The organism is Clostridium sp. AM27-28, from assembly GCF_003480955.1.
Classification (GTDB): Bacteria; Bacillota; Clostridia; order Lachnospirales; family Lachnospiraceae; genus Otoolea; species Otoolea fessa.
Map to the genome: position 1 here is coordinate 516,471 of NZ_QUJT01000001.1, position 20,179 is coordinate 536,649.

Annotated in this window: 19 protein-coding genes and 1 pseudogene; 3 read left to right on the forward strand and 17 right to left on the reverse strand. The window is 50.1% G+C overall.

Annotated features, from left to right (window positions below; translation table 11 throughout):
• Nucleotides 1-119: 119 nt before the first annotated feature.
• From DW720_RS02550 to DW720_RS02565, 4 genes are all read right to left on the reverse strand, one after another.
• The gene (locus DW720_RS02550; protein WP_002604473.1) at nucleotides 120-362 is read right to left on the reverse strand and encodes a helix-turn-helix domain-containing protein; all 243 of its coding nucleotides are present in this window, start codon (nucleotides 360-362) and stop codon (nucleotides 120-122) included.
• Complete coding sequence (locus tag DW720_RS02555) at nucleotides 346-783, reverse strand: sigma-70 family RNA polymerase sigma factor (RefSeq protein WP_002604474.1); 438 nt, start codon at nucleotides 781-783, stop codon at nucleotides 346-348. Before DW720_RS02555 ends, DW720_RS02550 begins: the two co-directional genes overlap by 17 nt.
• Before the next feature lie 473 nt (nucleotides 784-1,256).
• Complete coding sequence (gene rlmN, locus DW720_RS02560) at nucleotides 1,257-2,240, reverse strand: 23S rRNA (adenine(2503)-C(2))-methyltransferase RlmN (RefSeq protein ID WP_002584956.1); 984 nt, start codon at nucleotides 2,238-2,240, stop codon at nucleotides 1,257-1,259.
• 16 nt (nucleotides 2,241-2,256) lie between these two features.
• Entirely contained in the window at nucleotides 2,257-2,442 is a 186-nt protein-coding gene (locus tag DW720_RS02565; protein ID WP_003431289.1) for a cysteine-rich KTR domain-containing protein, read from the reverse strand.
• A 387-nt stretch (nucleotides 2,443-2,829) separates the two neighbouring features.
• Between DW720_RS02565 and DW720_RS02570 the strand changes: the two genes are divergently transcribed.
• The 3 genes from DW720_RS02570 (at nucleotide 2,830) to DW720_RS02580 (ending at nucleotide 5,012) form a co-directional block, all read left to right on the forward strand.
• Nucleotides 2,830-3,186, forward strand: coding sequence for a helix-turn-helix transcriptional regulator (locus DW720_RS02570; protein WP_002584957.1), 357 nt, complete (start codon nucleotides 2,830-2,832; stop codon nucleotides 3,184-3,186).
• 201 nt (nucleotides 3,187-3,387) lie between these two features.
• Complete coding sequence (mobC, locus tag DW720_RS02575) at nucleotides 3,388-3,717, forward strand: plasmid mobilization relaxosome protein MobC (RefSeq protein ID WP_008979758.1); 330 nt, start codon at nucleotides 3,388-3,390, stop codon at nucleotides 3,715-3,717.
• The gene (locus DW720_RS02580) at nucleotides 3,678-5,012 is read left to right on the forward strand and encodes a relaxase/mobilization nuclease domain-containing protein (RefSeq protein WP_008979757.1); all 1,335 of its coding nucleotides are present in this window, start codon (nucleotides 3,678-3,680) and stop codon (nucleotides 5,010-5,012) included. Before mobC ends, DW720_RS02580 begins: the two co-directional genes overlap by 40 nt.
• Before the next feature lie 201 nt (nucleotides 5,013-5,213).
• Here DW720_RS02580 and DW720_RS02585 read toward each other — a convergent pair whose 3' ends face one another.
• The 13 genes and pseudogenes from DW720_RS02585 to DW720_RS02645 all read right to left on the reverse strand — a co-directional run.
• Nucleotides 5,214-5,423 carry a transposon-transfer assisting family protein gene (locus DW720_RS02585; protein ID WP_008979756.1) on the reverse strand — a complete coding sequence of 70 codons (210 nt, stop codon included), beginning with the start codon at nucleotides 5,421-5,423 and terminating at the stop codon, nucleotides 5,214-5,216.
• Nucleotides 5,424-5,427: 4 nt separating this feature from the next.
• A complete protein-coding gene (locus tag DW720_RS02590; RefSeq protein WP_008979755.1) occupies nucleotides 5,428-8,826 on the reverse strand; it encodes a YodL domain-containing protein in 3,399 nt (1,132 codons plus the stop codon).
• 125 nt (nucleotides 8,827-8,951) lie between these two features.
• On the reverse strand, nucleotides 8,952-9,320 hold the full coding sequence (locus DW720_RS02595) for a cysteine-rich VLP domain-containing protein (RefSeq protein ID WP_044492000.1): 369 nt from the start codon (nucleotides 9,318-9,320) through the stop codon (nucleotides 8,952-8,954).
• Nucleotides 9,317-11,392: a type IA DNA topoisomerase gene (locus DW720_RS02600; RefSeq protein ID WP_008979754.1), complete on the reverse strand. Its 2,076-nt coding sequence runs from the start codon at nucleotides 11,390-11,392 to the stop codon at nucleotides 9,317-9,319. Before DW720_RS02600 ends, DW720_RS02595 begins: the two co-directional genes overlap by 4 nt.
• Nucleotides 11,389-12,120, reverse strand: coding sequence for a DUF4366 domain-containing protein (locus DW720_RS02605; RefSeq protein ID WP_008979753.1), 732 nt, complete (start codon nucleotides 12,118-12,120; stop codon nucleotides 11,389-11,391). Before DW720_RS02605 ends, DW720_RS02600 begins: the two co-directional genes overlap by 4 nt.
• The gene (locus DW720_RS02610; RefSeq protein WP_003508256.1) at nucleotides 12,110-12,376 is read right to left on the reverse strand and encodes a DUF4315 family protein; all 267 of its coding nucleotides are present in this window, start codon (nucleotides 12,374-12,376) and stop codon (nucleotides 12,110-12,112) included. The genes DW720_RS02605 and DW720_RS02610 overlap by 11 nt, the downstream gene beginning before the upstream one ends.
• A 21-nt stretch (nucleotides 12,377-12,397) precedes the next feature.
• Complete coding sequence (locus DW720_RS02615) at nucleotides 12,398-14,368, reverse strand: C40 family peptidase (RefSeq protein WP_008979752.1); 1,971 nt, start codon at nucleotides 14,366-14,368, stop codon at nucleotides 12,398-12,400.
• Nucleotides 14,365-15,321, reverse strand: coding sequence for a site-specific DNA-methyltransferase (locus DW720_RS02620; RefSeq protein WP_118749231.1), 957 nt, complete (start codon nucleotides 15,319-15,321; stop codon nucleotides 14,365-14,367). The genes DW720_RS02615 and DW720_RS02620 overlap by 4 nt, the downstream gene beginning before the upstream one ends.
• Nucleotides 15,318-17,714: a VirB4-like conjugal transfer ATPase, CD1110 family gene (locus DW720_RS02625; RefSeq protein WP_003431228.1), complete on the reverse strand. Its 2,397-nt coding sequence runs from the start codon at nucleotides 17,712-17,714 to the stop codon at nucleotides 15,318-15,320. Before DW720_RS02625 ends, DW720_RS02620 begins: the two co-directional genes overlap by 4 nt.
• Nucleotides 17,674-18,066: a PrgI family protein gene (locus DW720_RS02630; RefSeq protein ID WP_007860207.1), complete on the reverse strand. Its 393-nt coding sequence runs from the start codon at nucleotides 18,064-18,066 to the stop codon at nucleotides 17,674-17,676. The genes DW720_RS02625 and DW720_RS02630 overlap by 41 nt, the downstream gene beginning before the upstream one ends.
• A 1-nt stretch (nucleotide 18,067) precedes the next feature.
• Complete coding sequence (locus DW720_RS02635) at nucleotides 18,068-18,976, reverse strand: hypothetical protein (protein ID WP_044491973.1); 909 nt, start codon at nucleotides 18,974-18,976, stop codon at nucleotides 18,068-18,070.
• 4 nt (nucleotides 18,977-18,980) lie between these two features.
• Nucleotides 18,981-19,844 carry a VirB6/TrbL-like conjugal transfer protein, CD1112 family gene (locus DW720_RS02640; RefSeq protein ID WP_007860210.1) on the reverse strand — a complete coding sequence of 288 codons (864 nt, stop codon included), beginning with the start codon at nucleotides 19,842-19,844 and terminating at the stop codon, nucleotides 18,981-18,983.
• 70 nt (nucleotides 19,845-19,914) lie between these two features.
• Nucleotides 19,915-19,998, reverse strand: a pseudogene (locus DW720_RS02645) (Maff2 family protein); the annotation flags it as partial.
• Nucleotides 19,999-20,179 lie beyond the last annotated feature (181 nt).

Genomic DNA, 20,179 nt, shown 5'->3' on the forward strand with positions numbered 1-20,179 from the left:
ACAATAGGCTTTGTCGGCCTGCAAAAGCACATCAACAGCGGATATGCTTTTGCGGAACGACAAATAGCCCATAACGGGAAGCGTGGAAAGGGGACACGCTCCCCGCATGGGCTAAAAGATTATCCTACATGAAAAGCAAGGGTGCGGGTAATAAGGCGCACTTGCAGCCTGTTACGCATTTCCTCGTCCACATAGGAATAGGTATTGCCCGCGTCGTCTTTCAGCGTGCGGGTACAAAGTTTCGCTATGTAACCCTCGTAGTGCTTCAAGATCGCGCACATGGCGGTTGTGTCGCCGTTTGCCGCTGCGGAAATGACAGGGAACGGCAACAGATTTTCAGACTTCCTAACGGTATTCATCATCTGCTTTTCCCTCCAAATACTGTTTGATTTTCGCAAGCGCGGATTTCCTGTGCCGGAAAACCGTCGTGCGTACAACATTCAGCAGTTCGCCAATTTCCGCGTCGCTCATATCCAAGAAGTAGGACAAAAGGATAATGTCGCGTTTCCTTTCGGGCAAAGCGTTAAGGGCTTCGGCAAGCAGTTCATTTTTGACGAGTACATCAAAGCCGGACACTTGAAAACGGAAATAATCGCTTTCGTATTCGTCCGTTGTGAAAAGCTGCGCGAGTTCGCTTTCGCTCAAATCCGAAAAAGTAACTTCGCGTGCTGCGCGTTTCGCAAGAGTGCGGCGGTGGCTTTTCGCTTCGCCGACCAAAGTTTTCTTTGCTAATGCGTCGTACTGATGTTGTATTCTTTCCTTGTCGGAAGAAGATAGCTCCATAGAGTTCACCTCCTTCCCGCGTGGAGTAGAGGACGGGAGTTAAGGGCTTGTCCTCTCTGCCCCTTTCGCTCCGTACCCGTTCGGGAGATGGCTCTTGAGTGCGCTTTTCAGAAAAAAGTTGAAAAAAGCAAAATGCGCCCGTCCGCAAGACGCGGACGGGCGCAAAGGAAATGTAAGCAGTAGCTAAATGTATTGACAGTTCACATTCATAGCCGGAATATCCCGCTTGCGGAGCATAGCTTTTTTTGACCGCAAAGCATTAGGCGGGTTACAGTAAATAAAAATGGACACGGCGATACCTCCCCGATACCGCCGTATCCTTAAAAAAGGGCGACTTTAATACACTACCCGCAATCCATTCTATAATAGGGAACAGCGGCTTTTGCGCAATATTAAATAAAAAAGCCGATAACACATAGGTTTTTTGACCTAATGCGTTATCGGCTCTGCGTCTATGCGTCTGGCACTTTTAATCATTTTTTTTTGAATTTATTATATGTGTTAGCTAACTGTCCACAAGCCGCGTTAATCTCTCTGCCATGAGAAACTCTCATAGTAACTTCAAGTCCTGCTTGCTCTAATTGATGTTTGAATGCAACTATTTCCCGTTTCTGTGGTGCTTTAATTCTTGAATTGCTTGTTGGGTTGTATTGTAACACGTTAATCATAACTTTTTTGCCCCGAAACCATTTTGCAAGTTGTCTTACATCTGAGGGCCGGTCATTTATACCCGGTAAAAGCAAATACGCAAAGACAATTTTGCGATTATGCCTTTCAGAATAGGATAAGGCTTGCTTAACAACATCTTCAATAGCATATATGCGCATGTGAGGAATAATACGATTTCTTGCAGATTGTGTTGCTGCGTGTAAAGATATTGTCAACTGAATTTTAAGATGTTCCTCGCGCAATTTTTTTAATTGATCGACCGGACCAACTGTTGATATGGTAATGCCGTCGGTTGGAAAGTTGAGCCCATATCTATCTCGGAGAATATGGATTGCTTTTATCAAGTTGTCATAATTGAATAAAGGCTCTCCCATACCCATAAAAACGATACGGTTTACTTTTCGACGCAACAATATAATCTGTTGTACGATTTCTGACGATGTTAGATTACGAACAAAGCCATTTCGCCCGGACTCACAAAAAATACAACCAACAGGACAACCGACTTGTGTGCTCACGCAAACAGTTCCACCATCTCGCCGCTTGATAAAAACCGTTTCAATGTATTTGTTGTCTTTCAGTTCGTAAACATACTTTTCAGTATCACTGCTTTTGCAAATATTTTTTACCAACATTGATAGATTTTTTTTGCGTGGTAATTGCTTATATAATTCTTCATATAAGGCTTTTGCTTCATTCTCGCCAATAACTTCCGACATTTCTTTGTAAGTAAATCCGTATGGATCATTCCGTACTTCCGCAGGCGTATATTTAGGTAAACGTTTCATTTTTATATCCTTTCTTCTAAATAATAAAAGTTTGTTTTTCTGTATTTTTGATTACAATCTCTAATTTTTCTACATCAATGATATGCGTCAATTTGCATTTAGGGCAGAAAAGAGGAAAATCTTTTAATACAGTATTATGAAATACTTGAACTCTCGTCTTTCCGTTACAAATCGGACATTTTATCCAATATTTTTTAAGCATTATATTTCACTCGTCCTTTTTACACAAAAAAATGCAGGTCAATCCTCAACATGAGCATTGACCTGCATTTATAATGCACAGAGCAGTACAACAAAACTAAGGCATAGCTTGCACTATATCTATACGTCGTTAGTTTTTTGTATAGCATCCGCAAAATAAGCATGACAAAAAAGCCCATGTTGAAAATGGGAAAATCCTTTTTTTCAATGCTTATCTAATACGCATGCTATGCAACATAAACGCCGCCTCCTTTTACATAAATTTTATTTTATCAGAAAATCAGTCTACTGTCAATACACAACAGGAAGTATTTAACCTAATGATATGAATTGTGTGGACATATCCAAAAAGAAAGGTGAACTGTAAAATGTAACAGGGTGAATGAAAATGGCAAAAAGACCCGTACCATTGTACGACTTTAAGGCTTTCGGGGCAGCTATAAAAGCCGCGAGAAATGAATACGGCGAGAGCCGCAAAAAGGTAAGCGACGAGTTATATATTTCCCCGCGCTACCTTGCGAATATCGAGAACAAGGGACAACAGCCGAGTTTACAGGTATTCTATGACCTTGTAACCCGGTATCATATTTCGGTAGATCAATTTTTCTTCCCGAACAGCAATGCGGAGAAATCCACCGGGCGGCGGCAGCTTGACGCGCTGCTGGACGGTATGAGCGATAAAGGCATACGGATTGTAACCGCAACAGCAAGGGAGATAACGGAAGTCGAAAAAGCAGAGGATTAACCTCACAATATGAGAAATCGGGAGATTGCAGCGCATGGCGGCTGCAATCTTTTTTTGCGTCCAAAATCAAGGGAATGCGCAACAAATACCGCCTTTCGGTAGGGGTATGGAGTAGATAGCAAGCACAGCAAACGAGTACCCGTTTGCGAAAAATGCTTGTTGGGATAATCCCAAACCCTTATACCGAAAGGCGGCGCGGAAATGGAAAACCGAAAGAGAAATATCCAAATGAAGTTTTACGTTACGGAAGAAGAAAAGCGGCTGATCGACGAGAAGATGAAGCAGCTTCCCATAAAGCAGTATGGGGCATACTTCCGCAAAATGGCGATTGACGGGTATATCCTTGTCATTGACCGAAGCGACACGAAAGCATATATCCGGGAACTGCAAGCGGTGAGCCGGAACATCAATCAAATTGCCAAACGCGCCAACGCGACGGGGGCGGTTTACCAGCAGGACATTGAGGATATAAAAAAGGCGGTGGACGAGATATGGCGGTTACAAAGACGCACCCTATTAAATCAACCTTAAAGGCCGCAATAGACTATATCTTAAATCCCGAAAAGACAGACGGAAAGCTGCTTGCGTCCTCTTTCGGCTGCGGGCTGGAAACCGCCGATATAGAGTTTGCATGGACGCGGGAAGCTGCCGGAGATCGCGGCACACATTTAGGGCGGCACTTGATACAATCCTTTGCGGTAGGCGAAACCACGCCGGAAGAAGCGCACAAAATCGGCATGGAACTTGCGCAAGCGGTGTTAGGCGGCAAGTATGAGTTTGTTTTGACAACCCACGTCGATAAAGACCATCTGCATAATCACTTGATTTTCAACGCGGTTAGCTTCGTTGACTACAAAAAGTATCATTCCAACAAGCAAAGCTATCACGCTATCCGACGCACCAGCGACAGGATATGTAAAGAGCATGGGCTATCCGTCGTCGTGCCGGGACAGGACAAAGGGAAAAGCTATGCGGAATACACCGCCGAAAAGCAAGGAACAAGCTACAAAGCCAAGCTGAAAACGGCGATAGATACCCTCATTCCCCAAGTCAAAGATTTTGACGAACTGCTGCGCCGTTTGCAGGAAATGGGGTATGAAATCAAACAGGGCAAATATATTTCTTTCCGCGCTGCCGGACAGGAACGGTTTACCCGCGCAAAGACGCTCGGCGCGGCCTATACGGAAGAAGCCATAAAGGAGCGTATCAAGGGCGTATATATTGCCAAGTCAAAGCCGCTGCGGGAAGATAAGAAAATCCGGCTTGTCGTCGATATTGAAAACAGCATTAAAGCCCAACAATCGGCGGGCTATGAACGGTGGGCGAAAATCCATAATCTGAAACAGGCTGCAAAAAGCATGAACTTCTTGACCGAAAACAAGATTGAATATTACAGCGACCTCGAAAGCAAAATCGCGGATATTATGACCGCCCATGACGCGGCGGCAAGGGCGGTTAAGGAAGTGGAACAGCGTATGTCCGATTTATCGCTGCTTATCAAGCACACCACCACATACCGACAATTAAAACCGATTTACGAGGAATACAAGAAATCGCGGGACAAGGAAAAGTATCTGCGGGGGCATGAAAGCGAAATTATCCTGTTTGAAGCTGCGGCAAGGGCACTCCGGGAAATGCAGATAAAGAAGCTGCCCGATCTCGCCGCGCTGCGCAAGGAGTATAGCGGCTTAAACGACAGGAAAAGCAAATTGTATGAGGATTACCGCCAAGCGAAAAAGCAAATGCAGGAGTACGGCGTTGTCAAAAAGAACGTCGATAGTATTCTTTACCCGTCCCAAAGCAAGGCGCGGGAGCAGGAGCGATAAGGCGCAAAACAAGGGGTAGCAAGTGGAACATTAAGGGCTGAAAACGCCTGTGTTTCTGCGGCTTCCAGCGCGGGGAAACGGCATAGACGATACTTTATATTCAAACCCGCAAAAACAGCTTTCTAATTGTCCACGCAAGGACAAAAAAAGAACAGGGGCGCGGTGCCGGAAATCGGCAACCGCGCCCCTGTTTTCTATGGGCTATTCCTCGTCGGTCAAGATAAACTCCCGTTCGGAAAACTCGCTGTCCGTCATGGCTTGCAGCTTTTTCACCGCTGCGGCGGCAAGCTGGCGCATATCCTCGTCCATATAGGGCATGGCGGCAAGGATATTTTCAAGCGTTGTTTCCCGGCTGTCCTCGGCGTAAATCGCAATTATGTTTTCTTCCTCAATGGTAAAGCGGATATTCATACTATCAAACCTCCAAATCCTTTTTCTGCTCTTTCTGCTTGTCTTTCGGCTGCTGCGCCGCCTGTTTCTTGTACTCGTCCAGCTTCTTCAAAATGGACGGTTTCTTTTGCGGCTGCTCCCGTTTCTCGGCTTTTACCGCTTTCGCAAGGTCGGTAACGGAAATCGCTTCGCCCGCCTTTGCCCGCTGCTCCAAATCCGCGACGGTGGGCGTTTGCGGCGTATTATTGATAATCCCGTCAAAGTTGTTGTCGTTCTGCTCTACAATGTCCTCAACGTGCTTTAAGGGATTATCCCGCTGCGGCTGCTCGGCGGCTATGGCATAAGCCTGTGTGCCATTTCCCATAATGAGATACTTCCCGTCCTCCGACGCATGATGAAAACCAAAGCCCGCCGCTTCGATCTGTTCGCGGCTCATGTCGGTAATGTAAAAGTTCCCTCGCGGCGTTCTGACGGTTTCGCCCGTCATAAGGCTTTCGGGGGTCGCTTCCGGCTGCTGCTTTTCAAGCTGCCCGCCCTTGTAGGAATACCCTTGCGCCGCGATTGCTTCAAGGGTCTTGCCCGTAACGTCGCCATAAATCCGCTTGTCTGCGTCTACAAGCAGTTGCAGCGTATCTTTTACGGTATCGGATAGGGCTTGCTGCTGTTCGGGAGATAGCTTATCAAATACGGGGGTCTGCTGCGCTTGCTCCTGTAAAAACTCCGGCACCTGCTGAAAACCTATGCTGTCTACATAATGGGCGGTGTTCTCGCCGTTCTGATGAAGCACAACAATGTCGGAAACGGAAAGGCTATGCCCCTTGAAGTCGGCGGGGCGGTCGATATTAAACTTTTCCCAAATGCCGCCAAGCGTCATATCCTTTGTAAGCGGTGCGGTATAGACGAGTTCATAATTTGCCCGGTCAACGAAATGCCCCGTTGCTTGCAGACGGTCGAAAGGCTCAAAGCGCAAATCCATAGTTTCCTCTCTGCGGGCTAACTGATAAATCCCGTAGCTGTCCTCCTTGCCGTTGAGAAGCAAGGTTTCTTTTGTTTTCGCTTCCTGCTCCTGCTCGGCTTGCCGCTGCTGCTGCAATTCGGTAAAATGCCCCTCGATCTCGGTAATGAGTTCCTTTGCGGTTGCCTGTATCGTTTCAAGGGACGCTTTTAATTCGGTCATTTCCTTGCCGCTGCTCCACCCGGCAACATACCCGAAAGAGTAATCCGACGTATCAAGCCCGAAATGCTGACACACCGTATAGGCAACGCTTTCAGCCTGTACCTCGCGGCTGCGGCGGTCAACGCGGTTTTGTTCCTCCAGCGGGGCGTTTAAGTCCACGTCATGCAGCTTCGCATGGGCGATTTCGTGAATGGCGGTCTTAACCGCTTGCAGCTCGCTCACACCCTCTTTGATAGCAATTCGCTTATCGGTCAAACTGAAATATCCGTTTGCGCCGTTTGTGATCTGCTCAAAAGCAATCGGAACGGGGGACGCTTTTTCAAGGGCAGCGAAAAAGTCCTCGTACTGTTCCACATCGGCAAGCAGCGGTTTGACGGAGAGGTCGGGAAACTCCTTGCCCTCGGTCTGCGAAATGTCAAAGACGGTTACAACCTTAAAGGCGGGAACGGTAACTTCCTTTTCTTCCTTAACCGTCTTTCCCTCGCTGTCAAGTATGGGCTTTCTTGTGTCGGGGTCGATTTTATCCACCAGCTTTTTTACCTTGTAAGGTGCGGGGGCAAAGATTTTAATACCTTTCTCGCCGCTTTTCACATGGCGGTCAAACTCTTTCTGCCATTGTGAATAGCCCTTTACCAAATTGCCGCCCTGCATGGCGATTAGGATAGTGTTATTCAAGCTGTAATCGTGAAACTTTGACATAGCCGTTAAAAACTCTTTGTAGCGGTCGCTGTCAAAAATCGCTTGTATGCCCTGTTCCAGACGGGCGGTGATCTCCTTTACCTTGTCGCCGGGTTTTTCAGAAGAAAGGATAATCGGCACGACGGGGCGGGGCTGCTGCGGCTCTGCGGTCTGTACGGCTGCTTGCTGCGTTTCGGCTGCGTCCATATAGGCTTTGTCCTGTTCGCCGCGCTCCGGCTGCGGGTAACTCATAATGCGGTATTCCTCCGGCACTTCGCGCCCCTCAAACTGCCGTTCCCACTCGTCGCCGCTTTCCACGATATAGCCGTATTCGGTAAACGCGCCTTTTTCCTGCGCGGCGGCGTTCCTGCCAAAAGTAGTAAGGTCAATGCCGCCTTTCCATTCTTCGGGCATTTGTACCATGCCGGATTGATTTAAGTAATAGTCGCCCAAATCGCGGTAGGTATGTACTTCGGGAATATGGACGTAAAAATCCACGTTGTAGGTGAAGTCAATTACCTGTCCGATATTTGCAAGCCCGTTTTTCTGCTGCAAAGCTGCGTTCAGCTTGCCAACCTCGGCGGGGTCAAGCTGTTCGAGCCGCGCCGCAAGAAAATTGAGTTCGTCCACGTCGGCGGCGCATACCATTTCATAAGGCAAAGCAATATGTTTCTCTGGGTCGTCGGAATAGCCGCGAATGGAAAAATCCTGCGGGTTATCGGCGGTAATGCCGACGCTCTGCATAGCGGTCTGTAACTGCTCCTTTGTGGCGGGCATATCCAGCCAATAACCGCCGGGGTCGCCCGCTTCAAAACGGCTGCGGTTGCCAATCATAATAGAAAACTGTTCGCTCATGTGTTCACGCTCCTTTTGCTGCCCGGTAGTTTCGGGGATAGCTGCCGCCTGTGGCTGCTGCTGCGGGGGTTCCTCACCCTCAATGGTATAGCCCGGTAAAAGCATACCGTTTACTTTGAAATGCTCGGCGTACTCCTGCGGGATAGGCGGGGAGATTTCCGTAAACAGACGGTCGTATGCTTTGATACGTCCATTCAGATACTTTTCCATAGCCGCCTTATCGGAAAAAACCTTTCTGTCCTGTCCGGCAATCTTCGCTTGCCCGTTCCTGTTCGGGCTGTTGGTATAAACGCCCCATGTGAGAGAATAAGAGTAAGGGACGCTTTGCTGCTTCTCCCTGTCGTAACGGGTGTTCTCGTAAATGTGGTAGTTCATCTGATATACCCGGTTGCTGCGGGTATATCGGTCATATTCGCCTTTCTGCCACTCGTTAGAAGTGTGCTGCACAACGGTTGTCCTTGTGTATTCAATCGCTTTGTCAAGCAAAAGCGTTTTTCCCGCCTGCTGTTCCCAAGCGGCGGCGCGGGTTGAGAGATCGTTAAAAATCGCCTGTTCCGCTGCCGCGCTTTCCTCACGCATGGCGTGTAGCTGTTCCAGCGGCAAAGAAACATAGGGGGCAATATCCCCGTCCTTTGCTTCAAAATATATCCGGCGTTCTATCCGCATGGTTTCGGCGGTTTCCAATTTGTCATGGTCGTATGAAGAATACGGCATATTGTTTCATCACGTCCTTTCTCGATTTTTAAGGGTTTGGGACTATCCCAACAAGCAAAATGCCCGCGCTTCCCATAGAGCAGCGCGGGTATTTCTCGCAAACGGGTACTCGTTTGCTGTGCTTGCTATGTAGTTATTTTTATCCGTAAACGCCTGTTTCTCTCGCTTTCCGCTTTCTGCCTGCGGCGTATCTTTGCCGCACAATCGGGACAGTATTTCGCCCGATTGCTGCCCGCCGCAAACGTGCTGCCGCATACCGCGCAACGCTTCAAATCGGTTTCCCCGCTGCGGGTGATCTGTTCGCATAGCTGCCTGTCTGCGGGTAAAACCGCTTCGCGGAAATAACGGCATAACAGCGAATAGCTGATACTCTGCACACAAACGCAAGTTTCCCCGTCGTCCAATAGCAGACAGTTCCCGCAATCATTGTTGGCGCACGCGGCTCGGGCCATTTTCTTAACGGCTCGATACTGCTTTTCATCAAGCCTAATCATTTTCGGTTCTGCTCGACGCGGAAGTTTACATACTTGCCGCCTGTGTCGGCAAGCAGCACAACCCCGTCAAAGGTCTTTCCCGTTTTGGTGGAGTACATACCCTTGATTTTTACCTTTCCGTCTTTCAAAAGGGCGGCGGCAATCGCCTTTGTGAAAGTCTTTTTGCGCTGCTGAAAGAACAAGTCATTTTTCCACATGACAAAGCTGCACGCCCTGTCGGAACAGTAGTAGTTTTTCTTGCCCTCGTAAACCGCCGCGCCGCAACGGGGGCAAGTGCCGATTGCTTCCCGCTGCGGGGTAAACAGTTTTGCTTTATCCTCGGAAATCGCGGAATAGGTCTTGACAAGCCCCGCTGTCATTTCCTCAATCCCTCGCATAAAGTCGGCGGGGCTGTCGCTGCCCTTTGCAATCCCGGTAAGGCGCGTTTCCCATTCTGCCGTAAGCTGCGGGGACGTAAGGCTTTCGGGCAGAATGGCGACAAGGTTATACCCGTCCTTTGTGGGGATTAGCTTCTTGCCCTTGCGCTCGGCAAAGCCCGCTGAAATGAGCTTTTCAATGATACCCGCCCGCGTCGCGGTGGTGCCTAATCCCTTGCGTTCCGCGTCCTCCGGCGTTTCCTCCTTGCCCGCGTTCTCCATAGCGGACAGAAGCGTATCTTCGGTATATGCTTTTGGGGGCTGCGTGTAACGCTCGGAGATCTCCGCTGCGGTATTTTCAAAGGTCTGTCCCTCGGTAAGCGGGGGCAAAACCGCTTCCGGCTCTGCGTCCTCGTCCTGTTCCTCGGACGCGGCGCGGGATAATCTTTCAATCTCACGCCAACCCTCGCAAAGCGTTGTCCTGCCCTTTGCGGTAAAGGTATAGCCGCCGCAAGTGAAAACCGCCGTAACCGCTTCATACGCATAGGGCGCGGCTGCGGCGCAAAGCAGCTTTGCACACACAAGGGTCATAAGTTTTGTTTCGCTGTCGGCAAGGGAAGCAAAGCCCGCTTTCAAAAACTCGGCTGTCGGCAAAATAGCGTGGTGGTCGGTTACTTTGCTGTTGTCGCAAACCCTTATAAGGTCTGCTTGCAGCTTCACGTCCCGCATAAAGGGAAGCAGCGAACAAAGCCCGGTAATGAGTTCCTTTGTGCTGTCCTGCATATCGGAAGTGATATATTTGCTGTCGGTGCGGGGATAGGTCAAAAGCCGCTTTTCATAGAGGGCTTGCGCATAATCAAGGGTCTGTTTCGCCGTAAATCCATACAGGCGGTTAGCTTCGCGCTGTAACGCGGTAAGGTCAAACAGCTTCGGCGGGGCAACGGTCTTTTTCTCTTTTTTGAGGGAAGTACAAACGGCTTGCGATTTCTCGCAAGCCGCTTTCATCTGCTGCGCTGCCGCTTCGTCGTTCAGTCTTTCGGACAAAGCCGAAACACCGCCCGCGTCCAGACGGACAACATGATATTTTTCTTTCTTAAAGCTGCTGATCGCATAGTCGCGGTTTACCAGCATGGTAAGGGTGGGCGTTTGCACTCTGCCGACATTCAGCGTTTTGTGATAGAGGATAGAGAAAAGGCGGGTCGCGTTAATCCCGACAAGCCAATCTGCCTTTGCTCTGCAAAGCGCGGATTGATAGAGGTTGTCATAGCTGCGCCCGTCTTTGAGGTTTGAAAAGCCCTCGCGGATTGCGCTTTCTTCCATGCTGCTAATCCAAAGGCGGGAAAAGGGCTTTTTGCAATTTGCCTGTTCGTAGACAAATCGAAAAATGAGTTCTCCCTCGCGCCCGCTGTCGCACGCATTGACAATCTCGGAAACGTCGCTGCGGTGCATAAGGTCTTTGAGTACGGAAAACTGCTGCTCCTTGCCGCTGGCAACGATAAACTGCCAATCCTGCGGGACAATGGGGAGATCGTCATACTTCCATTTTCGGTACTGCTCGTTGTAGGTCGCCGCGTCCGCAAGGCTAATCAAATGCCCGATACACCAGGACACAAGGTAGCCGCTGCCCTCAAAATATCCGCTGCGCTTTTCATTCGCGCAAAGTACGGCGGCAATCGCCGCCCCGACGCTCGGTTTCTCTGCAATTACAAGTTTCATACTTCCTCGTCCTCCTGCTCGGTTTCTAATTCTTCCGCGTCCTCGTCGTCCTCGTCAAAGTCGAGATCGTCAAGGTTGCTGCTGCCTTTTGCCGCGTCCTTTTTGGGCTTCATAATCTTAAAGTAATAGAACGCGCCGCCGCCCGCTGCGGCAAGAAGCAGCACGACAAGCAGAATAGCACCGCCCATGCCGCCGCCTTTATCTTCCTCCGGCTCCGGCTGCTCGGTTTCTTCCAGCTCCGGCTCGGCTTCCTTGCCCGCGCACTCGCTCATGTTGACGCTGCAAACGGGGCAATCGGTGTTGATGCTTCCGGCAACGCATTTTTCAGTACAGCTACAAGCGGGGGTTTCGGTCTGTTCGTCCTCCATAAGCTGCAAAAGGTCTTTTTCATCAACTTGATTGAGGAAATGGACGGTGTTTTCTCCGTCCTCGGCTCGGTCAATGATGATGTAAAAATAGTTTCCGTTTTTCGTAACGACGGTAATAAACTGTTTATCGCCGGACGCTTCGCCCGTTATGTCGTCCACAAGGCTCATGTTGCCCTCCGGCGTTAAGGGCTGCGGCTCATAGCCGCCCGTCGTTTCTTCCGGCTCGGTTTCGGTTACGGGGGTAGGCGGCTCGTCGCTCACATCACCGCCGCCCGCAAAAGCGGTAACAGAAAAGCCGCCCATGAGTACAAGGGCGGCAAGCAAAGCGGTAACGCTGCGGAACAGTTTTTTATGCTTCATCTTCGGTTTCCTCCTGTTCGTCGGTATAGTCTGCGTCCGGCTGCGGCAAGGCAATTTCGCCGCTGGCGTAAGCGGAGAGGAACGCGGCAAGCTGCGCCCCGTCAAGGTGTACCGCTTTCACCATTTGAACGATCTGCGCGTTTTCTTCCTCGATTTTCTGCGCTTCAAGGTCTTTCAGCCTTTTTTGGTATTCAAGGATTTTCGCCCTCGTTTTCTCAATATCCCGTTCGATACGGTCAAGTTTCGTGTTTGCCATAGAAATTAACTCCTTTCAAAGTCAGTTGTAATGTAGCCGCCCATAGGCGTAAAAATGGGATTGCCAATAGCTTGTATCAAGTTTTGTGTATTGTATCGGGTCGCCACAATGCAGCATGACGGGGCTTCCGTCCCCGTCCTCGCCAACGTAGATACCCACATGAGATACCCCCGGCGTGTCGTATGTACCCGTAAAGAAAACCAAATCCCCCGGCTGCGGGTTGGAAACGCGGGTTGAAATGTTGTAAAGCCCCTGCGCCCCAAGTCTGCCCGTATTGTATAAGCCGCTGTTCGTCAGCACATAGCTAACAAAACCGCTGCAATCAAAAGAGGTTTCCGGGGTGCTGCCGCCCCACACATAGGGAAAGCCGACGTATTTATCCGCTTCCTCAATGAGCCGCGCAAACTTTTCATCGGAATTAAGCAGCGCGGCGGGTACTTCGTAATCGGCGGGCGGGTTTTCATAGTATTTTGACACATAGCCGGACGACGGGAACAAATCGGGGCGGTTCCCCAGCGACGACATATACATAGCGTACATGGATAGCTGTTCCTCGCCCATAATGTAGACGGGGACATGGGAAAGGTTGAAGTTTTCCAAATCCACATGAAGAATGTAATAGTTATATGGGACTTCAACCTCATATTCGTTGCCCTCGCTGTCCGTCCTCGTTTCGGTGCGGTAGCGTACCTCGACTTCCTCCGTAACGGTCAAGATATACTGTTTCTCAAAGAGCATTTCAAGGGTGCTTTGCGCTTCATCAAGGGTAAACACGCCCTCATGCAGCGCGGAAAGGATAGAGATTAGCACATAGGGGTCATGCTCGATCTCGTCTGCGTTCACCCGGTATTCGTCGTAGCCGGGGTATTCGCGCTCGATATTATTCAGCATATCCTGTAACTCTGCTTCCATATCGGTGTAAGCTGCTTCCGCGCCCGTAATATCCGCGTCCTCGGAAAGATAGGACGACGCAATCAAGCCGCTACCGCTGTTGCCGCCAAAGAGGGAGCAAGAGGACAAGCCGCCGAAAAGCAGCAGCACGATAAAGGCAATCCCGCCCACAAGCAAGCAGCCTTTCCAATGCCGGACGACAAAGAACGTCGCCCGTTTGGTTTCCTGCGCGGTTTTCTTCGCTGCCTTTGCGGTGGCTTCGGCGGTCTTTTTCACCTTGCCGCCCGCTTTCAGCGTCTTTGCATACTGCTTTTTAATGCGCTGCTTCTGCCAAAAACGGGAAATGGGGTTAGAGTGCGCAAGGGCGGGGTTATCGTGCAGCGCCTTTTGATAGAGGAAATCGGCGTTTGCCTTTACCGCCTTTCTCTCCGCTGCCGCCGCTGCCCGGTAGGGTTTCAGCTTGTGGCTGCGTATGCCGCGTTTTACCGTCCGCGCCGCCATGCCGCCCGCTTTCTCGCCCGCAAGTTCTACCCGGTGCCCGCTTTCCACACCGACGTTTTCTTTCTCTACCTCGTAGATTTTTCCATGTACGGTGCTGTTTAACTCCTGCGCCGGACGTGATAAGGGGTTATGCCGCAACTTGCCGTTTGGGGGCTTATCCGTCTTTTCAAAGGAAAGGCGCGTTTTTGCCCTGCCTTTCGCTTCGTTAAAAACGCGCTCTTTCTTGATTTTGGTATGCTTGGGGATAGCCGCCCGCGCCGCGTCTAAACGGTCTGCCGCCTTGTCCGACTTCCTAATTGCCTTTTGAAGTTCCGGCGTTGCCCGTTCCTCTGCGGAAAACTGCAAGCGGGAAGTATGGGTTTTAAGCTGCGCTGCGTCAAGGCTCTTTTTCTCCGCGCCCTTTTCTAAATGGCGGCTAACCTCTGTGCTGATACGTTGGGTCGCTTTTTCCGCTGCTCCCGCTGCGGGGGCTGAATAGTTTTCCTCCGGCGGTCTTTCGCTGATACTCGTCGTTTCGCCCGTCGTAAGGTTTTCCGCAATCGCCCCGTCGCGGGTCATTTTCTGCGTTACCTTGTCGGGGGCTTTTAATTCCTTGCTCAATGTTCATCACCTCCAATACGCTGTTTTGCAAGGGTGCAGTATTCGGGGTTGATCTCTATACCGATATAGCGGCGGGAAAGGCTTTTTGCCGCCGCTGCGGTCGTGCCGCTGCCTAAAAACGGGTCAAGCACAATCCCGCCGACAGGACAGCCCGCCAAAATGCACGTTTCCGCAAGTTTGGGCGGGAACGCTGCAAAATGCCCGCCGCGATAGGAAGTTGTGTTGATCTGCCAAACGTTGCGGCGGCTGCGGACGGGGGAAATCATTTCGTCGGTGTATGCGCCTTTCCTGCGGGGGCGGTTGATTTTCTGCGGCTGGTTTTGCCCCGGAACGGTAGCGGCATATTTGTTGCCTTTCCCAACTCCGCTTTTCAGCCGTACCGCCGTTGTGGGGGCTATCGGCTCGGCTACTGCCTGCCAATCGTAGTAATATTTCTTTGACTTGGTAAGCAGAAACACATATTCATAGCAGCGGGTCGGTCTGTCCCGCGTGCTTTCCGGCATGGCGTTTCCCTTGTGCCAAATGATAGAACTTCGCAAATACCAACCGTCGCCCCGCAAGGCAAGGGCTACAAGCCACGGAATACCGATTAGGTCTTTCGGCTTGCAGCCGGGGGCGCGGTGGTTTACCGCCACTTGCTGCCCGTTCCTGCCTTTGGGGTATTTCGGGTCTTGGTGGTCGGCTTTGCTGCCTGTGCCGCAATAAGTGTCCGCGATATTCAGCCAACAAGTACCCTCCGGCGTAAGCACCCGCTTTACCTCATGGAAAACCGCCGTAATGCGGAAAACATATTCCTCCGGCGTTGCTTCACGCCCGATCTGCCCGTCTGTGCCGTAATCGCGCAAAGCATAGTAGGGCGGGGACGTTACGCAACAATCCAAACAGTTATCCGGCAAGGTTTGAAGCACCTGCAAGCTGTCGCCGCAATAGATTTTATCCGTTTCTATCCTCATGCCGACACCTCGCCGGGCTTGGTCGTCATTACGCGGTAGAGCTCCGTATCTTTCGGAAAACGGTCAATAAAGGGCAAAATCACGTTGCCATAGAAGATAAGTCCCTCGCCCGCTTCGGAATGGGTTACATAGGTCATTTGCTGTTGTGAAATGTTAAGCTGCTTGGCAAGGATTTCCCGGTCGCCCTGGGCTTGGTTGAGCATATAGACAAAATCGCTGTTTTCAAAAACATTTGAAACTTCTCTGCTCGTCAAAAGGTCTTTGACGTTCTGCGTGATACCTGTCGGAATACCGCCCCACTTCCTAAAACGCTTCCAAATCTCGACGCTGTATGCTGCGGTCTGTTCCTCTTTCAAGAGTAAATGAAATTCGTCGATGTAATACCGCGTCGCCTTGCCCTCGCTGCGGTTTACCGTTACTCTGTTCCATACTTGGTCTTGGACGATAAGCATACCGACTTTTTTAAGCTGCGTACCGAGTTCCTTAATATCAAAGCAGACAAGGCGATTATGAATGTCAACGTTTGTCCTGTGGTTAAAAATGTTCAAGCTGCCGTTTACATAGAGTTCCAATGCCGCCGCGATACGCTGCGCTTCCTTTTCCGGCTGCTTCTTGATCTCGTCGTAGAGGTCGCCCAAAATCGGCATATTCTCCGGCTTCGGGTCGGCAAGGTAGTTGCGGTACACGCTGATAACAGCGCGGTCAATCAAGGTCTTTTCGACAGCTTCCAGCCCGTTTTTACCTCCCATAATCAACTCACAAAAGGAAAGGATAAAATCGCTCTTTAAGGCTATGGGCGTGTCGCCCTCGCTGTAATTGAGGTTAATATCCATAGGGTTAATGTACTGCGTGCTGTTCTGCGAAACCTTGATAACCTGTCCTTTCAAACGTCCGACAAGGGGGTAATATTCGGCTTCGGGGTCGCAAATGATAATGTCGTCGGACGTGATAAGAAAAGCGTTTGTGATTTCGCGTTTTGCAGAAAAACTTTTGCCGCTGCCCGGTGTGCCGAGTATCAAGCCGTTGGGATTTTTCAGCTTCTTTCGGTCGCACAAAATCATGTTGTTGGAAAGGGCGTTTAAGCCGTAATACAATGCTTCGCCGCTTTGGAACAGCTCTTGCACCGTAAAGGGAACGAAAACGGCGGTGCTGCTGGTCGTCAAGCCGCGCTGGATATGGATAAGGTTTTCCCCCAACGGGATAGAGGACATAAGCCCCTGTTCCTGCCGGTAGTCAAGGCGGGTCAAAATGCAGTTGTATTTCTGCGCGATTGCCGCCGCTCCAAATACTTCGTTATCCAATTTCTGCTTGGTATCTGCAAGGTTTAAGACAAGCAGCGTAAGCAGAAACATTCTTTCGTTGCGGCTCTGCAAATCGCGGAGTAGGTTTTTTGCTTCCCCGCCGTAGGTGGCAAGGTCGGACGGAATAATATCCATGTCGTAGCCGCTGCGGATTGCTTTTTTCTGTTCCTCGATTTTCATACGGTCAAGGTCGGTAATCTTGCGCTTAATCGTCTTGATTGCTTCGTTGTGGTCGATACTCTGAATGTGCAGATTGACGATAATCCCGTTTTCCGCGTCCATGAAGTCGGCAAGCATACGGTCGGAGAGTTCCGGCGCGACGATCTGCAAAAAGGAAACTGCGCCAAACTTGCCGCCCATTTGAAACATTCGCCCGTCGCCAAATCGGAAAGAGGACGGCGCGATAAAGTCTTTGACAGAAAGACCGCTTGCGGGTAGCCATTCCCACGCAAAGTTAAAGCGTTCCCCGTCCGGGTGGAAAATCCCATGCAGCACTTCAAGACGCTGTTTCCCGTCCAATACCCGCGCCGCCGCGCCGATCACCTTAAAATGGTTGAGGGTGTCCGTTTCAATGCGGGCAAGACGCGCCCGCGCCGATCTAATGTCCTTTGCTTCAACGGTAAAGGTGAGAAACTTGGTCTTGATAAGCCCGTTGTTTCCGCGTTCAAGCTGCGTCCTAAGCATTTCGGTGTATTCTGCTCTGATACTGTCGAAGTCATCATTCTGCGGCGCAATCGTGATACTGTTCTTGAAATCGTCCTTGTTCGCATGGCGGCTGATTAGGGAAAGCTGCACGCTGATAGAAGCGTCGAACGAGTTATACATATCGCAAAGGGCTTCAAAAATGGCGGTTTTGTCGTCCGGCTGCGCAAGCTGATAGTTGATGTCCTCAAACTCAATGCACTTGGAATACCGCCCGTTTGCAAGGCGGCAAATCCCGTCCTTATACATTCGCTCAAACGGTATGCTGTCCTGCGCCGTATGGGGCTTCCCGTCGCCCTTTGCCTGTCGGATAAGGGTATCTATCTGTTTTCTTTCCTGTCGGGAAAGTTTACGCTTTTCGTTTTGGGTGTTTTTCTTTTCCTTTGACAATCGCCCGTACCTCCTTATCTAATTGCTCTTGCCGCGCAAGGGCGGCATAAAAATTGTTGGTCTGATAAGGTCGCTCTTTGGGGCGAAGAAACTTCACTTCCACAAATTGCCGAATAATCACTTCCAGCGGTTGCCCGTTTTTCTCGTACATGGCAAGCAAAAACATAGGCAGCATGGCAAGCACCATGCACAATGCCGCTGTGGTTGTTCCAACGCTGTCTTTTACCAAAAAGAACAGCGGCAGTCCGATTGCTACCGCCGCGCTGAAACAAATTAGCTGTCGTTTCGTAAGGTTGAACATTACCTTGCTTTTGATTTTTGTTAAGTCCTTTGGGACGGTTACATACGCCATTTCAAACCTCCTTTCTGCCCGGAATGTAATCTTCAAAACGGGGGACAGCATAGAAAAGCCGTTTGTTATTTACCCACCGTTGCAAATGGCGGGTAACAGGCGGGGCGGTTGGACGCTCGTAAATCATCACATACGGGTCAAAGCCCATAGCCCGCAAGGTGTTCACGCGGTATAAATCCTGTTCGTGAGTGCTGCCGTAGTTGGTAAGAACATACACGCGCCGCTGGCGGCTGCTCTTAATGGCGGTCAAATCCAAAAAACGTTGGAAATACCCGGTTAAGTCCTCGTCGGGATTATCCCATGCAAAATGTACCGCTTTTATCCGTACCCGATTTAACAGGCTGACATTATCCCTGTTCACAAGGCGAATATCCAGCCCTTGCGAAAAATCCACCCATGCGCGGCTTCGTATAAGCTGCTCAATGAGATTTTCATGGTCGGGACAGGCAAGCAGATTAGCGTCCATGATTTTTATTTCCGGCTGCCATTTCCAAAACTCGGACAAATCCGCAACCTTAACACTTTCGCGTCCCTCTTTACTGCTGACAATGCAAAACCCGCAATTTCTCGGACAACCCCGGCTTAAAAAGCCGTAGGCAATCCCGAAAAACTGCGGGTAGATAGAATAATCCGGGTAACTGTGTTCCACTTCCGGCAGCAAGCGGTTTTTCGTGTCGTAGCCCGTACCGCCGAAAATAACTTGTTCCGCGTTGGTAACGGTTATCGTGTCTTTGGAATAGGTGTCCGTAAAGACGCGGCTTTTATATACAAGGTCGTACCGCCCCTTTGCGTTCCACCATTCCACCGTATGCCCCTTTGCTTTATGATACGCGGATAGCTTCATCAAGCAGAGGTTGGGGAAATTATGGCTGTCAACGTCGATTAAACCGATTTTCAAATCATAACTCACCCCCTTAATGTGCCGAAAAGACGCTCTTTGCAAGGCTTCCCGTTTTGAAAAGCGTAAAGCACAAGAGGACGGTATAGCCCATGCAAGCCCAGATCGCGCCGGAAATGTCGTCGGTCGCTGCGATTGTTTGTATCAACACCGCATAAATGCCGACACACACCAAGATCAGAAACGCCTGAAAACCAAGCGCAAGCAAAGATTTTAAGTAATTCTGTCCCATGCTGCCCCATTCGTGATTTACCATTGTTGCCATAGGGATAGGGGCAACGCTCGTTACAAGATATATTTCAATCATGCGCCCATACACCACAAGCATAATGCAGATTGACAGGGCTTTCATGGTAAGCCCTACAAAGAGGGATTGAAACCATAACCCCAAAAGACCGCCCACGCTCATAGCGTCGAGTTTTGCTTCAATGTCGGTAATGACGGTGGTAACGTCTATGCTTGTATCGGATATGATAACCCCCGCGCTCTGATTGACGACGCTCTGCGTAACGTCGAAAACTCCCATGACGATGTTCCAAGTGTTTGTTACCAGCAGCACCGCAACAAAGGTCTTAAAAATCCATTTGAAGAAAATCCAAGTGTCGAGATCGTGCAGATTGTTTTTTTCAATTACAAGCTGGATTAGTTCATAACACATGACAAAGGTAATGATAACGCCCGCAATCGGTACAATGACGTTTTCCGAAAGGCTGCGTATCATGTTGAATATGCCCGCGTTCCACCCGGCGGGGGTCGTGCCGACTTGTGTTGCGATTTCTCCAACCTCTGTATTTACGCTGTCAAACAAGCCGGAAAGGTTCGATAAAATCCCGTCTGTCAAAATGCCGCGAAACCAATCTTCAATCATCTGCCATATCAAAAGTTAATCCCTCCTTTCCCGCGCCCTCCCGTTTCCGAGAGGGCGCGGCGGGTGGTATTTGTTTTAGGCATTATCCAAAAAGTTGAGAAAGCAGGGGAACAAGGGTGCCGCCGATCAAAGCGACGCCGCCGCCCGCCATGAGCTGTTTCATCCCCAATTAGGTGTAAAAACTCTGCTCGATGGCGGGCGGCGGCGTACAAAAAATCTATATGGTGTTGTTAAGAGAACCGTCCCGGCGGGACAGGTCAGGCAGTGACCTGTTCCACCTCCGGGATGGGTTTGAGATTAAAATGAATTTCGATAGAAATGTGTCTTGTTTTATCTTCGTCAATGCG

Coding starts and splice junctions, on each gene's coding strand:
- DW720_RS02610 (WP_003508256.1), bottom strand. CDS start 12,376: ATGGCAAACACGAAACTTGACCGTATCGAACGGGATATTGAGAAAACG.
- DW720_RS02550 (WP_002604473.1), bottom strand. CDS start 362: ATGATGAATACCGTTAGGAAGTCTGAAAATCTGTTGCCGTTCCCTGTC.
- DW720_RS02630 (WP_007860207.1), bottom strand. CDS start 18,066: ATGGCGTATGTAACCGTCCCAAAGGACTTAACAAAAATCAAAAGCAAG.
- DW720_RS02565 (WP_003431289.1), bottom strand. CDS start 2,442: ATGCTTAAAAAATATTGGATAAAATGTCCGATTTGTAACGGAAAGACG.
- DW720_RS02555 (WP_002604474.1), bottom strand. CDS start 783: ATGGAGCTATCTTCTTCCGACAAGGAAAGAATACAACATCAGTACGAC.
- DW720_RS02585 (WP_008979756.1), bottom strand. CDS start 5,423: ATGAATATCCGCTTTACCATTGAGGAAGAAAACATAATTGCGATTTAC.
- mobC (WP_008979758.1), top strand. CDS start 3,388: ATGGAAAACCGAAAGAGAAATATCCAAATGAAGTTTTACGTTACGGAA.
- DW720_RS02600 (WP_008979754.1), bottom strand. CDS start 11,392: ATGAAACTTGTAATTGCAGAGAAACCGAGCGTCGGGGCGGCGATTGCC.
- DW720_RS02580 (WP_008979757.1), top strand. CDS start 3,678: ATGGCGGTTACAAAGACGCACCCTATTAAATCAACCTTAAAGGCCGCA.
- rlmN (WP_002584956.1), bottom strand. CDS start 2,240: ATGAAACGTTTACCTAAATATACGCCTGCGGAAGTACGGAATGATCCA.
- DW720_RS02605 (WP_008979753.1), bottom strand. CDS start 12,120: ATGAAGCATAAAAAACTGTTCCGCAGCGTTACCGCTTTGCTTGCCGCC.
- DW720_RS02590 (WP_008979755.1), bottom strand. CDS start 8,826: ATGCCGTATTCTTCATACGACCATGACAAATTGGAAACCGCCGAAACC.
- DW720_RS02570 (WP_002584957.1), top strand. CDS start 2,830: ATGGCAAAAAGACCCGTACCATTGTACGACTTTAAGGCTTTCGGGGCA.
- DW720_RS02595 (WP_044492000.1), bottom strand. CDS start 9,320: ATGATTAGGCTTGATGAAAAGCAGTATCGAGCCGTTAAGAAAATGGCC.
- DW720_RS02620 (WP_118749231.1), bottom strand. CDS start 15,321: ATGAGGATAGAAACGGATAAAATCTATTGCGGCGACAGCTTGCAGGTG.